Source organism: Agaribacter marinus, assembly GCF_030160655.1.
Lineage (GTDB): Bacteria > Pseudomonadota > Gammaproteobacteria > Enterobacterales > Alteromonadaceae > Glaciecola > Glaciecola marina.
In genome coordinates, this window is the sequence record NZ_BSOT01000006.1 from 612,891 (window position 1) to 627,910 (window position 15,020).

8 protein-coding genes are annotated in these 15,020 nt (G+C 40.9%); 3 read left to right on the plus strand and 5 right to left on the minus strand.

Features of this window, described 5'->3' with window-relative positions; genetic code table 11:
* The first annotated feature begins 17 nt into the window (after nt 1-17).
* A complete protein-coding gene (locus QQK00_RS13495) occupies nt 18-1,745 on the plus strand; it encodes a putative bifunctional diguanylate cyclase/phosphodiesterase (protein WP_284218104.1) in 1,728 nt (575 codons plus the stop codon).
* A 92-nt stretch (nt 1,746-1,837) separates the two neighbouring features.
* Here QQK00_RS13495 and QQK00_RS13500 read toward each other — a convergent pair whose 3' ends face one another.
* From QQK00_RS13500 to moeA, 3 genes are all read right to left on the minus strand, one after another.
* Entirely contained in the window at nt 1,838-2,584 is a 747-nt protein-coding gene (locus QQK00_RS13500) for a DUF1223 domain-containing protein (RefSeq protein WP_284218105.1), read from the minus strand.
* A 158-nt stretch (nt 2,585-2,742) separates the two neighbouring features.
* The gene (locus QQK00_RS13505) at nt 2,743-3,648 is read right to left on the minus strand and encodes a hypothetical protein (protein ID WP_284218106.1); all 906 of its coding nucleotides are present in this window, start codon (nt 3,646-3,648) and stop codon (nt 2,743-2,745) included.
* A gap of 26 nt (nt 3,649-3,674) precedes the next feature.
* The gene (gene moeA, locus QQK00_RS13510) at nt 3,675-4,898 is read right to left on the minus strand and encodes a molybdopterin molybdotransferase MoeA (protein WP_284218107.1); all 1,224 of its coding nucleotides are present in this window, start codon (nt 4,896-4,898) and stop codon (nt 3,675-3,677) included.
* Between the two features lie 228 nt (nt 4,899-5,126).
* Between moeA and QQK00_RS13515 the strand changes: the two genes are divergently transcribed.
* On the plus strand, nt 5,127-9,677 hold the full coding sequence (locus QQK00_RS13515; protein ID WP_284218108.1) for a PAS domain-containing protein: 4,551 nt from the start codon (nt 5,127-5,129) through the stop codon (nt 9,675-9,677).
* Between the two features lie 756 nt (nt 9,678-10,433).
* Here QQK00_RS13515 and QQK00_RS13520 read toward each other — a convergent pair.
* Together QQK00_RS13520 and QQK00_RS13525 are read right to left on the minus strand one after the other, a co-directional pair.
* Nucleotides 10,434-11,315 (minus strand): sterol desaturase family protein, encoded by an 882-nt coding sequence (locus tag QQK00_RS13520; protein WP_284218109.1) that lies wholly within the window; start codon nt 11,313-11,315, stop codon nt 10,434-10,436.
* Nucleotides 11,316-11,399: 84 nt separating this feature from the next.
* Nucleotides 11,400-12,239 carry a patatin-like phospholipase family protein gene (locus tag QQK00_RS13525; RefSeq protein WP_284218110.1) on the minus strand — a complete coding sequence of 280 codons (840 nt, stop codon included), beginning with the start codon at nt 12,237-12,239 and terminating at the stop codon, nt 11,400-11,402.
* Nucleotides 12,240-12,416: 177 nt separating this feature from the next.
* On the opposite strand from QQK00_RS13525, the gene QQK00_RS13530 reads away from it, so the two are divergent.
* Entirely contained in the window at nt 12,417-14,981 is a 2,565-nt protein-coding gene (locus QQK00_RS13530; protein WP_284218111.1) for a glycoside hydrolase family 2 TIM barrel-domain containing protein, read from the plus strand.
* The last annotated feature ends 39 nt before the right edge of the window (nt 14,982-15,020 follow it).

Sequence of the window (15,020 nt, forward strand, 5' to 3'; positions counted from 1 at the left end):
TTTAAGAGTACTACCTGATGGAAATGAGAAGGCGCCTTAAGGTTCTTGTTGTTGACGATGATTTAGTAGATAGAAAGATTATTCGTCGTACCCTCACTGCAAATTCTTTTGATGTAGACATCATTGAAGCGGTATCTGTTAACGAAGGTCTAGGAAAGCTTCGTCAAGAAAGTTTTGATGTAATATTACTTGATTATCGTATGCCTGGGTCTGATGGCATCGAAATGGTAAATGCACTGAGATCTCGTGCAGACTTAGGCAGTGTGGCTATCGTAATGATGAGTTCCGCAGAGAGCGAAGAACTTGCCGTGGAATGCATTGAAGCCGGAGCGCAGGATTTCATTCTAAAATCCGATATTGGCAAGTTGAATTTGCAACGTGCAATAACCCATGCACAAAAACGTTTTGAACTTGAACACAAACTCCATCAAAATTACCTTAATGTAAAACACCTTTCTGAAAAAGATCCTCTTACTGGCTTATCGAATCGTCATCACTTCAATCAATTGATGTCGATTTTGATTGATGGCGACGGCCATACGCGTTCTGACGTGGCGTTGATTTTGATGGATTTGGATAACTTTAAGTTCATTAATGACACAATGGGTCACGATGCTGGCGACCGTTTGCTAATTGAATTTTCAAAACGAATAAAAGCACAACTTCGGCGACACGAAAGTTTTGCCCGCCTTGGTGGTGATGAGTTTGCCATTATACTTAATGGTATCCGCTCTCCAGAACAAGTGACAATGGTCGCTGAACGTATTCATAAGGCCTTAAAACAACCTATTTTTATTGCTGAAAGCGAACTTGAGTGTAATGCCAGTATTGGGGCTGCAATGTACCCTATGCAGGCTAAGAGCAAAGAAGATCTCGTAAAGTATGCAGATGTTGCAATGTATACCGCAAAACGTGCCGGTAAAGGCATGGTGAAACTGTATGACGACTCGATGCAAGCCAAGTTTAGCCGACAGTACGATATTCAAGTTGGATTAAAAAAACACTTGAATGACAACTCGTTTAATATGCATTTTCAACCCGTCATCGATATTAAGACGGGCGGCGAAATTGGTTACGAAGCCTTACTTCGCTGGCCGGATGACAAGGAAATTTTTGTGCCGGATGAATTTATCCCTATTGCAGAAAAAAACAACGACATACATGAAATAGGCAATTGGGTGATTGATAGAGCGATTGAGCAAATTGCAGATTGGCAACATCAGGCAACTAACACTAATTTCATTGCTATCAATATATCGCCCGTGCAATTGCAGTTCCCTAAAATTGCACAATATATAATTCAACGTGCAGAATACCATGCCGTAAAACCTGAAAACATCGTGCTCGAAATCACCGAAACAGCGCTTTTTGAACAGCAACACGTAATCAAAGAGTCTATCGAAACCTTATCAAACTATGGTTTTGTCATTTCGCTTGATGACTTTGGTGTTGGTTATTCATCTATTTCTCACCTCATTAACTATCCTATAGACATTGTGAAACTAGACAAATCACTATTCACGATTGACGAAAGTGAAGAAAAGCGTTTGGCTGTATTTGAAGCGTTGGCGACCATGCTAAAGCGGTTAGACATGACAGTTGTTGCTGAAGGGATTGAAACAGAAGAACATCTAAAAATGTGCCAAGCGTTAAAGATTGATCATGGGCAAGGTTTTTATTTTGCTAGACCTCAATCCGCCTCCGTAATTGAATCTAGATGGTATGAAACGGCTTTATTGGATTAAGTCGAGACTAATTCAGTTGAGCTTCTCGAGCTAGTTGTATTTTTCGGTTCGTTCGTTATTGTTATTTGGATTTAGCCTGATTACCAAGGGCACTACAAATACCCTCCAACCGCTTGTATCGGATTCAATCCACTATTGTCACTTAGCCAAACGACTAACGCAGTTTTCTCAATCGCTATTCCTTTCTTTGCTAAGTCGCATTTAATCATCGAGTAATCTGGCAATTGGTAGGTAGTATTGTTTTCAAAATGTAGTGAGTCCATCGCAAGTACAACAAAATTGTCTTCCAGCGTCTTTCGAGCATTTTCACCACGCCTGACTTTGGTCAAGAGATCAAAGCCCAATATTGCGATATTAACCTTATGTGTACCGTCGAGTTCGCCATCAAACGAAATATTCAGTGCATCACCTTGCGTTTTTGCTTGCAGAACGCCCACGTTCTCTTTACTGAGGGACAAGCCCTTTCCTGCAAACCAACCGGTCCACTCCTGGCCATTTGCAACAAACCCTGGCGTATATACTGAGTTGATTGCACCCTGTTTGGCGTATTCTCGTTGTCGCTGACTAAAGCTTTCGTTACCAAATGGATCTCGCCAACCTATATAATCCCAATAGTTCACATGAAACACGATGGGAATTATGTCTTGCCAGAGTTTTGGATTGTTTGTAATGTCATTTACCCATTGTTGCGCCGGCGGGCAACTGCTGCAACCTTGTGAAGAATATAATTCGAGTAAGGTCGTTTGATCTTGCTCAGACGTAAAAATACGTGCAGAAGAATCAACGCTTGCAAGTGCAATATTCATCCATACTGTGAAAATGCTCAGTATGAATGACATAAGCAATATGAGTCCTAGGGATCTAATAAAGCAATGAGGACATTTTTTCATGATGCGTACTCGGGAAAGTTTAGGATGTTAGTAGAGTACAATTTATTTATCACGAAACCGTCCAAGTCATTCGACGAATCAGTAACAATTCATGACTCAATCATCCACTAATTAGGGCTATTAAGTACTTTCCAGTCTTTTACTGCGGGCGTAATAATTCCTTCTTTGACGTAATGCGGGGTGATACGTTTTTCGTTCCGTAATATTGTTAGCCCCCGTTCCAAGGCATTAAAAATTTCCTTACTATTTTTACTTTTTTTAGAAATCACAAACACGCGCGAATTAAACACTTTTACCTTAACACCTTTGATGGGCAAAACGGTGACTCCGTAATAGGTAAATTCAAGGGATTTGTTTTTTGGAAATTCAATCAAGGAAAAATCTGCACGACCGGCTTTTAGCATATTCAACAATGATTCAAACTTAATAGTAGTTAACACTAAGCCAGATATCTCGCGAAGCGCCTTATAATCATGTTCCCAATGTCTAAACGTGACAGACGAGTAATCTTTAAAGTTTATCAAGCTCGTTTGTTTAAACTTTTGTAATGGGTGACCCGGCGATGTATATATGCCTTTTTCAAATTCACCAAAACGAATCACTTCTTGAGTAATATACAAATCTTGAAAATTAGTAAGACTACTGCTCCAAACTGTCTCAGCAATAGTGTGTATCAGGCCACCATTTGCATCTCGTAAGGCCCGATTATAGTTAGGTACAGGGGATACATTTATATCAACTTTAACGTTTGCTGCGGCAAAAGCTTCACACATTAAAATAAGTTCAATCGCCATTCGATGATTGGGTCTATCATCAAACAAGCGTAACTCTTCACAGACGTTTTCGATGCTTTTCATATCATACTTGTCAAATGAGCCAGTATGCATGCCGATGTTTATTTTGAGGAGGGTTTTAAAGGTATTCGGGTTTGCATCAGCCACACTAGTGGCTATGCCGAAAAGTAGCACAAATAAACACTGAAAGAATTTATTGTTATAAAACGTAGTGCTCATTCATCCTCAAAATACATAATTACACCTTATAAACCAAACACCTGAATGTCGACAGTTTCACCTTCTTTAACGTTCCCTTGCTCTCTTTTTAGCACTGCAAAGCAATTTGCATTTAATACTGAGGTGAGCATGCCAGACCCTTGTGGTCCTGTCGGTTTAACTAATAACTTGCCACTTTCTTGCCAGTATATGGCACGTTGAAAATCTAGCCTCCCTGGGCGCTTAATAAAGGGCTCAGCCGCTATTGCACTAAGTAAGTTTGTGCTTTTGTCTCTCATACCAGACATTTGCGACAACGCAGGCATAGCAATTTGCTGTAAGGTTACGACCGCCGATACAGGGTTCCCCGGTAAACCAAAGAAAAAAGCACTATTGAGCTTGCCAAACGCCAACGGTTTTCCGGGTTTTATCGCGAGTTTCCAAAAATTTATATTGCCGATTTCTTCCAATACTTGTCGAGTGTAATCAGCCTCACCTACTGATACGCCACCAGACGAAATAACGATGTCTGTGTCTTGATCAGCTGTTAAAAATGCTTGTTTTATTTTGTCTGCACTGTCTTCAATTAACCCTAAATCGACCACTTCAAGGTATGCTTGAGAAAGCATAGATATTATGGCATATCGATTTGAGTCATATATTTGGCTGGCTTTTGCTGTAGTGCCTGGTGGACATAGCTCGTCACCAGTAGAAAATACTGCAACTTTAAGTTTACGATATACCTTTACACTACTTATACCAAGACTTGCGAGTATCCCAATGTCGATGGCACGAAGCGCTTGTCCCGCAGATAAAATAAGCTTTCCTTGCATAATATCTTCGCCACATTTTCGTATAGAATTGCCTTTTTTGGGTGAAGATAGGATGGAGATTTGATTTTCAACGGCATCGACGTTTTCTTGCATTTCGACTGTATCTGCGCCACTGGGTACTGTTGCGCCAGTCATGATTCTTACGCATTCGCCCTGATTTACTTGTCCGATGAAAGGTTTGCCAGCAAAGCTTTTACCAATCATTTTAAGTGCTTGTCCTGCAGATAAGTCTTGATGCCTAAAGGCGTAGCCGTCCATTGCTGAGTTATCGGTCGGTGGAACATTAATACTAGAATGAATATCTTCGGCAAGAATGCGACCTTGAGCGGCTAACAAATCACATTGTTCCGTTTCAGCAATTGCTTGTGTTGAAGAATTTATTTTTGCCAATGCTTGTTCTACCGAGAGCATCGACGTCGCTGTTTGATCGCAGTTCATTGAGTATATGGGCCTTAACACGAATAATCATTTTCGGCCGTTAATATAGCATAAACAGGTATATATTTTTATAACACGTACTCATTAACACTAATCAACTATTATCCAAAATCGTTATGTTATCGATACGAACTTTGCTAGACAGTTCATTAATACTAAATAGTACCTATATGTTAAAGCGTGCTTAGCAAATACCTTGTTGGATGATAACTGAGTAAGTACCTCGTAATGTTGAATGAAAAAGACGGATTTGTCTTGTTACTAAATAAGCTCCAATCTACCGAAAATATGTCGGGGCCGCTGGCTGGGCTGATTGCAGATAAGACGCCTGAACAGCTAAATTCCTTTGTAAATGTTGTGGGTTTAATCACTGCGATTGTCTTTGCTGTATTAATCATTGGTATCGTTGTTGGTATTTTTACAAAAAAGAAATTAAACAAAGCGCTTGAAAAGCAAGTTAGCCTTCAAAACGCTATTCCTGCGGGTATATTGCAGGTGGATACGGAAGGTAAGATTACTGGTGCAAACAAAGACAGTGCAAAGCTTTTAGGTCGTCAGCATGACAAACTCATTGGCATGTCATTGGCGTCGTGTTTTGTAGAGAACAATCAAGAGACAGTATTAGAGGCACTCAATGCAACAGACGCAAAAGTTCAGGCATGTGCACGTGCAAGCAAGTTAATACTTGCAGTAAACATTGGCGCGCTGATAAGTACGCACGATGGTATGACAAGAAGCATCGTACTTGTTGATCAAAATAACTTACAACGTGCATTTACAAAATCTAAAGATGAACACAGGCATCTTTTGTCTTTTGTTGCAAACGCAAATCTCGGAAAGATCATTGGTGATTTATCCGATGAAGAAATCAGATTGGATGAAGCCGCAGCTACATTACTTTCTTCAGATGATTACCCGCTTATTGACCATAAAAAAGCGTTGCCATTTCAGTCTCTAATTGAATATGTTCACAAGGGGGACGCAGAAAAATGGAAGCGCTTGTTGGATACCTTTGCGCATAAAGGGTATGCCGAAGTGAGTCTGCGTGTTAAACCACTTAATGCGCCAAGCCATACACAGACAGATGACGCTGGTGTGGTAGAACAATTCTACTATTTACCCATTAAATTTAGGCTAAGTACGCAAAGTGAAAAGCAAGAGGAGCGCTTCACGCAATTTGACGCCATTATTGAGCGTGAAAACGACTTAGCAGAATACAAGCAGCAAAATGTTATTATTGAGCAGCAACTACAGTCTATGCTAAGCGCCAACGCAAACCCTGTGTATACACTAGACGGCGTTGGCAATATTACCTCGCATAACAATGCATTTAGCTCATTGCTGCGTATTGTAAATCCTAATATCAATACTCAGAATATTTTTGAAGCGCAAGTATTTCCTGAAAATATTCTGGAATTGCATAAGCGAAGCGCGGGTGTGAGTAATTTTGCTCAGCAAGCCGAGTGCAAAGTAATTGCACATGATGGGCGAGAATTACACTTACGCTGTTTTATTGCGTTTTATACGGCGAATGAGTATTTGAGTGAAAAGACAGAGCGCAGAGTCGTGGGCTCTATTTTAGACGTTACTGAAGTGATTGAATCAAAAACGCAACTCAAGAGTGAGCGAGAGCAGCTAGAAAATATGCTGAATTTGGCGCCAGTTGCCATAGCAACTATTGACGCTGAAGACCGTGTAATTACCGCAAATCACAATATGCTTCATAGACTGCAATATTCAGAAAATGAGCTTAAACATGGTAACTTCTATCAGTTGTTTTCTGACCCTGCTGAGGCAGGTAAGGCAGCGAAGAAGCTAAATCAAACCGGTAAGTTACGTGATTTTCATGCAAGGTTGAAAGGGAAAGACAACCAACTTCACCCTAGCGAATTACATATCGACCTTATTAATCGCGAAAAACAAGAGTATCTATGTTGGATCGCAGATCGTTCAGACGAGCAGTTCCAACAGGATAAGTTTGATAGCCTACTTGAACATAGCAGTATGCCAATGGCGATATTGAATGAGCAAGGATTTCATAAGCTGAACGAAGCGGCGTTGTCGTTCTTTGGTGCGCAAGACGAATATGAATTGCGCAACGTGATGCCTTATTCTACAAAACTTAACAGCAACGAACTGAAAGCAAGTCGTTTAAAGCGGGCAATCGAGCAAGTTAAACAATCGGGTAAAGTGCACTCACTTGATTGGGAGTACCAGATTGGCGACTATTCTCTCCCTTGCCATTCTACATATGTACCCATTTATAAAGATAAGTCTTTTGATTCGATTCTGTGCATATGGATGGACAAACGAGAATTACAAAAGGCTGATGAAGCAAGGGCACAAGCCTTGAGCCTTAAACAAGCAGCAGAGCGCGAGAGCGAAGAAAAGCAAAAATTACTTGCAGACAGTCAAGATGAGCTTGCGAATAAAATGAAATCGCTGGAAGACACTCAGCAAGAACTGAAGAGTGTACAGGCACGCTTTGATGAAACTTGCAGCGAATACTCTCAGTTAAAAGAAGAACACAAGAGTGTTGCCGACAACCTTCAACAATTGCAAAGTGATTACAGCCAAAGTCGAGGCATGCTTGCCGACGCACAGCGCACAAACTCCGAATTAAAAGATCAATTAGACTCATCCGCTGAACAGGTAAAAGGGCTACATGACCAACGGGAACAAATTGCCATCGCCCTTAGAGAGAGTGAAAATAAGTACAAAGATGCCCAACAGGCACTTGCTTTAAGTGAAGATAATGCGCAACAACTTAAATCGCATCTAAAAGACCAAAAAGGCAAAATGACGACACTTGTTTCGCAAATACAACATATGAAAGACGCAGTGAGTGATAAAGATGAGCAAATTAATCAGGTAAGTGAACAAATTCAATCTTTGCAATCTCAATTGTCGAGTTCAGCAACAACGACAGAAAGTTTACGCCAACAACTAGTTAATCAACGTAAAGCGAGTGAAGAGGCCGAAAAACAACGACGCGCGCTTGAGCAAACGTATGAGCTTGCGCAATCTGAAATTCAAAATAAAGCACAACATTTGGAGCACTTACAACGTGAAATGCAGAAGCTTGAGGAAATGTCGAATCAAGAAAAAGGTGATATGCAGGCGCAGCAATCTGCACTTCGCGAAGAGCTTGAAAATAAACAACAGCAGCTACAGCGGACAAAAGATGCGTTGAGTGCCGCTCAACAAACGGCTGAGCAAGAGAAACAAGCAAGAGATCAGCAAGAAGCGATGTTAAAACAGCTTCAACAAGAGTTAAACGATACTGAAAATCACGTAAAAGAAAAACAGGCAGAAGCTGAACGTCAAGAGCAAGCACGAAAAGAAACGCAGCAAAAACTCTGGGAGGAGTTAAAAACTAAACAACAGAAACTGCAAGAAACTGAGCAGATTTTAAGTCAAGCAAAGCAGCAAACAGAAGCTGAAAAAGCAGAAAAGGAACAACATCGCAAGTTAATGGAACGGTTGAAGCATGAGCTTGCCGAAATTGAATCTAAGAGCGCCGCAGAACAGGCTAAAATGAGCGAAAGCGATCAGCAATGGCAGGCTGCTAAAGAATCTTTAAAAGAAGAAGTGGAAGCTAAACGTAAACAACTGGAACAAACCAAGCATGAACTGGACGAAATTCAGCGTCAAGCCGATAAGGAACGCTTAGCTCGCTTACAACAGGAGCAAAAGCTTGAGTTGTTAGCAGTTGAACTGAATGATGTAGAAACGCGCGCCGAGAAGCAACAACAAATGATTGCGGGTAGCGAAGAGCAATGGCACAAACACCATGCAGAAATAGAAGAGCAGAAGCGTCAACTGCAACAAGCGCTTCAGGAAGCAAACAGTCAGAATCAAGAACTGCAAGGCAAGTTAGCCGGTAAGCTTGATGCGTTAAAACAAGCTGAGCACCAAGTAAATCAGTCGCAATCTGGGGAGGATGCTCTGCAGAACGAGCTTGAAAAAGCTAAGGCCGTCGCTGAAGAGTTGGAGAGCAAGATTGCGCAGCAAGCTGAACAAGAGCTTAAGCTGCAACAGCAATTGAGCGAACAACAACATGCCTTGGAAAATAAAGAAACCGCAATTTCCGCCCTTGAATCCAAACAGCAATCGTTGGCTGAAGAATTGGCGAAAGTGCAACAAGAATATGCCGAGAGTAAGGAGAGTTTGTCTCATCAGCATAACAGCCATTCTACGCTTTCATCTCAGATGGGAGATTTAGAGAAGGCCTTGGAAAAGAGTCAGCAGCAGATAGCCGAAAAAGAGTCTGCGTTGCAGGCGGCGCAGTCAGAATTGCAAAACAGCCAAACAAAATTGGCTGAGCAAGAGTCTGCGCTAATAAATGCACATAAACAAGAATTGCAAGAGGCAACGAGCGAAGACAATAGCTTATCTCGCCGTCGCCCAGAAATCGAGAAATTGGATATGCCAAACAATCCGACGGATTGGTTCGATTTATTGCCTTATTTGCAAAAACAGGGACAAATTGAATCGTTGCCTGCAGCCCTTTCTGGGTTAATTGATGGCCTAGAAAGCAATTTGCTAAGTACTGAAGATGCGATTGAAGCGAACGACGTATCTGGCATCTTTAGAGGCACTAGAGCACTCATCAGTATTGCTCATGAAGTGAACTCAGATGTATTGACAGACATGATGTCGAGCATCGAAGACGATTGTAAGAGCGGAATGGTTGATAACGTATCTATTCGCTGGCCAGCTGCCAAGCAAAGTTTAGAAAAGACCTTAAGAGTGGTTTATTCTCATGTTCATGGATAACAGGCTCAGTAGAAGTCCAATTTCAGGTCTATTCTCGGACCTATTCTTTGGAAATTTCCCGTCTTAATAAGCGTCAATTTTAGTGTGATTTGCACCATGTAACATATAGGCGTCCAGTCTAACCATAATTTCTGTCCCTTCAGCGTTTGCTTACGCCAGCCTCTCGTTCCTCATTGCAATAAATACTCGCCAAAAGGCTTTCCGATAAGTACATATATTTAACAAAAATATCGAAGTATCTTTTCAATGATTTGACACAAATTTACGTATAAAAGCAGACAATTTCATAGTTTTCACTTACAAGTGATTAAAAAACAATCTTTTATATTTCTTTTAGATCTTTAAACGTGGTTTTTTATATTTATTTTCATAGGATCAAAATAAACACTAGACGATAGGTAGTTTTTTTTATACCTTAGTATTGAAGCGAATAACTGACTAAGTGGTTATCTTCCTATTTGGTTGTGCACATTCAGCGAAAGCTTCAAAAGGGTTTGTTGTTTACCCCTTAAATAACAGTTGGTTAGCTTGTTGTTGCAAAAAACAAGAATATTAATCTTAGACGGAGACGTATAAAATGAAAAAAGTTAGTACTCAGAAGCAAAAACAAGTTACTGGTGGCTCTCAATTATGGAGAGGCCAAAACTAAGTTTTGGTGATTAAAGAATTTTAAAATGGCCGATTATATCGGCCATTTTTGTATCTGAAATATGTATGTGAAGATAATATTTGACGTTAGTGTCGCAATAAGGTTTGTTATTCGCCTCGTGATTGCCTCGAAAACCCATGCAACATCTGCTTGCTAAAATGTTTAGGCATTTTTTCGTCACCCTTGTAGCCTAGTAATATATCGCCACTATCTTCTGGGACATAGGCTGTCCCGAATATGTAATCCCATAAACTTAGCGTTAAACCATAATTCATACCGTGCTCCATGCCTTTTGGTAGGTCACGCGCATGGTGGTAGAGATGCATCACTGGGTTATTGAAAACATACTTAAGCGGTCCATAGCTCAGTTTAAGGTTTGAATGGTTAATATGACCAATAGTGATTGTAAAAAAGTGAACAATAAATGCTTGTGAGGGTTCAAAGCCGCCAATGAGCATGATACCGAAGGTTTTTAGCGGTTTATATAAGACGTTCTCCATCCAGTGGTAGCGAAGATGTCCAGCAAAGCCCATTTCTTTAATTGAATGATGTACTTGGTGAAAGCGCCAAAATACATTTACTCTGTGCAACGTAAGGTGGGTTAGCCATTGTAAAAAATCGAGTAAGATAAAAAACACAAGCAATTGAAGTGCTGCCGGCCAGTTAGACATATCGATAAGGGCAAGTGATTCCATATCGATGCCTATGCTCTCCATATGAGTGGCTAAGACTGCATATACACCAGAAATAACAATGCTGAAAATGAAAAAATTAAAATACATGTAAAAAGCGTCAAGCCAAAAATCATGTCTAAACGTCGATTGGTTTTTTCGCCACGGAAAGCGTAACTCTAGTCCCCACACAATCAGTGATAATATTGTTAAGCCCCAAAAGTAGTTTTGAGACCAAGGTACGTCAAATATTATGTTGCGACCGACCCACTGACTTGTGCCAATGGCAGTGTCAAAAAATAACTGAATGCTCGACATTGTTTATATAACTTCCTCGGTACCAAAAATACTTTGCATGTAGTAATCAACAATATAGACCGCGCTGCGCCTATATTTATTCGCTTATTTAGTATTATGTTGATGTATCCGAGATAATTTGATGGGTAAAAACTTCTTCACGGTGTCATAGCCAATATCATAAAGCGCCTCTTTCTGCCCCGGCGACATTGCGAAGTCTACAGATGATGTCGCCCCTGTATTTACTACAATAGTATTGTGCCAAAAATTAGCGTGTACATATTCACGAGAAAGCGCTGTCATAAACGTACGAATAAGCATTTGAATATATTGCGGGAGAATAAAGCGTCGATTAGTATTTAATGGTGAAGTTTTTTGATCACTGCATAGGCGAAAGCAAACGTTCGGCGTGCCGTCACCTTGCCAATCATTAAACAGCGCATCTTCTGACAAAATAGCGCCATCAACCAATAAATGCTCTTTATATACCTTTGAACTAAAAATTAACGGTATCGACATAGAGTATCTAACGGCTTTCGATATTTTTAGGTTTGGTGAGTTTTGTTTGTTAAAAATAACGGGTCCTCCACCATTCAAATCCGTGGCGACTATATGTAATGCGGTGTCTAGCTGGGCGAAGGTTTTATGCTCTAAGTGTTTATCTATCCACGCCTCAAACTTGTTACCTGATGAAAACCCTCCTTTTGTGAGTAAGCGCCAAAACGAGAATTCTTTAAACTGACCAAAGTTGGTGATGGTGGCGAGCTGAAGGATTTGTTGCAGCGGCATACCGTTAGCATAAAGTGCTGAAACAATCGAACCGCCAGATATGCCAACAATAGTAGTGAATGATATATCTAAGTCATGAAGTGCTTGAAGGATTCCAATATGCGCAGGTAAACGCGTACCTCCGCCCGAAAAAATAGGCACTATGTTTCTGGACATTGCGATAACTCAACTCCTAACGCCACCTGAGACTTAAAGAATAGACGCTAATTACATTGCGGTAAAGTTAGGGCATATTTGTAGTTTATATAAAGTGTTTGGCTTGTTGTTGACAATAAATTAACAGCTTGCATACTTTAGCAACATATATATCCAATAGTTAAGCTTTAGTTGTTTATGAATAAATTCCTTTTACTACTTACACTGAGTAGCATACTTATTGCCTGTTCCCCCGCGCCTGAAGGAAAAAAAGATGGTGACGCTGTTAAGGGAGTAACTTTATCTTCCAATAAGTTAGGCCCTCAGAATTTTAATGACGGCTGGTTGTTTACTGAGGGAGATGATGAAAACTTTGCATTAGCTTCTTTCGACGACACCAAATGGACAACGCTTCGTTTGCCTCATGATTGGTCCGTATCTCATCCGTTTGAAGAAAAATGGGACGGTGCTACAGCTTATTTACCTGGTGGAATGGGTTGGTATCGAAAGACGTTTTCTACACCAACGACAGAGAAAGAGACCCTAACGTTCATTAATTTTGATGGTATTTATAATCATTCAACCGTGTATATCAATGGTCAAAAAATTGGTGGAGAAGTGAACGGTTACACACCGTTTACGCTAGACCTGAGTGAGCATCTGAAACCAGAAGGTGAAGAAAACGTATTAGCCGTGCGTGTTGACCGCTCACGATATATTGATTCTCGTTGGTATCCTGGTTCAGGGATTTATCGCAATGTGACGCTCTATCAAAAGCCTAAGTTACATATTCCTGTTTGGGGAACATATATAACGACCCCCGAAATTACGCAAGACAATGGCAGGGTGAATATTGCTATTACGATAAAAAATACCTTGTCTTCGCAGCAGTCTAGCCTTTACCGAACGCGCATATATGATGCCGCAGGAAATAAGATTTTAGTGGACGGTGGAACTGTTACAGTAAACGCAGGTGAAGAGTTTATTGTGGAGCAAAAACTCGATGTAAAATCGCCTGAATTGTGGGATACAGAATCGCCTTATTTATATTCTGCCGAAACCGAACTTATCCAGAATGGTCAAGTAGTTGATCGGATTAAAACCCCCTTAGGTTTCAGAACAATTGAATATAAACCTGATACCGGGTTTTATTTGAACGGAAAACATACCTTAATAAAAGGTGTGAACATTCATCACGATGCTGGGTTAGTTGGTGCTGCTGTACCAGAAGATGTATGGCGTCGTCGCCTATTAACACTTAAAGCTTCTGGCGTTAATGCGATTCGTATGGCGCATAACCCTGCGTCGCGTGAGTTAATGGCGTTGTGTGACGAGCTAGGATTGTTGGTCCAAGCTGAGATATTTGATGAATGGGACTACCCAAAAGACAAACGTCTGAACCAACAAGAAAGACACGATGACTACATTAGCCGGGGTTATGCTGACTGGTTTCAAACGCATGCACACAAGGATTTAAAGGCAGCGGTCTTGCGCGATCGAAATCACCCATCGCTCATTATGTGGAGTATTGGGAATGAGATTGAATGGACGTATCCAAGATATGCTGCAGCAACTGGCTATTTTGAAATGGAAGCCAACGGCAATTACTTTTTTAACCCACCTTACATTACACCAGAAGAGATTAAGCATCGCTTTGATACGAGCGAAGAAGGCGAATATGTACTCGCTAAAACAGCTAAAAAGCTCTCTGAATGGGTAAAAGCACTAGATACGACACGGCCGGTCATTGCTAATATGATCTTGCCATCGGTGAGTCATATTTCTGGCTACACCGACGCCCTGGATATTGTTGGTTATAGTTATCGACGTGTAATTTATGACTATGGGCGAAAATTGTTTCCAGAAAAAATGATCATGGGCACTGAAAATGTAGTGCAGTGGCATGAGTGGAAGGCAGTTATTGAACGTGAATTTGTCGCAGGTACATTTTTGTGGACCGGCATTGACTATATGGGCGAAGCTCACGGTGGTTGGCCGCGCAAAGGCGTAGCGAGTGGTATGCTTGATTTAGCTGGTTTTAAAAAGCCGTCATTCCATATGTTTAAATCTTTGTGGAATTCAGAACCACATGTTTATTTGACTACGCAAGACATTGAAAAGTCAGTGTATACGTTGGATAACACAGGAAAAGTCGTTGAAAAAGAAGAAGGCAGTTGGGCACAACGTGTTTGGTATTGGCATGACGTTGAGCGCCATTGGAATTATACAGAGGGCCTAAATACGGTTGTAGAGGCATATAGTAACTGTGATGAATTAGAGTTATTCGTAAATGGAGAATCCTATGGTAAACAAAACTTAGCGGATCACGCCGATCGCATATTTAAATGGTCTGTGCCTTATGCCGCTGGAGAAATAAGAGCCACGGGTGCATGTGGTGCCAGTGACATCATTGAGACGACTGAAGCGCCAACGGACTTTGTCGTGACAGCAGATAAAACCTTATTGAGCCTTGATGAAAAATCTGTGTCTCACTTAGAAATCCAATTGACAGATAAGCAGGGTAAGCCAGTAACGCATACTGAGTCAGATATTCGTTGGCAAGTGCCAGAAGGCTTAGACCTAATGGGGGTAGACAATGGTTGGGTTAACAACGTACAAGCATTTCAAAGCACCTCGGTGACTACTCATGAAGGAAGAGCATTGGCGATTATTCGAGGTTTAAAGGCCGGTACATATAAGGTACAAATGACACAGGAAGACGGTGCGACGAAACATGTGAGTATTGAAGTTAAGGGGGATTAGTATTTAGATGGAGCGGAAGCTGCATATTGAATAGTAACT

What these genes read in the sequence shown, in the direction of transcription:
- QQK00_RS13515 (WP_284218108.1), top strand. Translation starts at nt 5,127, where the DNA reads ATGTTGAATGAAAAAGACGGATTTGTCTTGTTACTAAATAAGCTCCAA.
- moeA (WP_284218107.1), bottom strand. Translation starts at nt 4,898, where the DNA reads ATGAACTGCGATCAAACAGCGACGTCGATGCTCTCGGTAGAACAAGCA.
- QQK00_RS13505 (WP_284218106.1), bottom strand. Translation starts at nt 3,648, where the DNA reads ATGAGCACTACGTTTTATAACAATAAATTCTTTCAGTGTTTATTTGTG.
- QQK00_RS13495 (WP_284218104.1), top strand. Translation starts at nt 18, where the DNA reads ATGGAAATGAGAAGGCGCCTTAAGGTTCTTGTTGTTGACGATGATTTA.
- QQK00_RS13530 (WP_284218111.1), top strand. Translation starts at nt 12,417, where the DNA reads ATGAATAAATTCCTTTTACTACTTACACTGAGTAGCATACTTATTGCC.
- QQK00_RS13520 (WP_284218109.1), bottom strand. Translation starts at nt 11,315, where the DNA reads ATGTCGAGCATTCAGTTATTTTTTGACACTGCCATTGGCACAAGTCAG.
- QQK00_RS13525 (WP_284218110.1), bottom strand. Translation starts at nt 12,239, where the DNA reads ATGTCCAGAAACATAGTGCCTATTTTTTCGGGCGGAGGTACGCGTTTA.
- QQK00_RS13500 (WP_284218105.1), bottom strand. Translation starts at nt 2,584, where the DNA reads ATGTCATTCATACTGAGCATTTTCACAGTATGGATGAATATTGCACTT.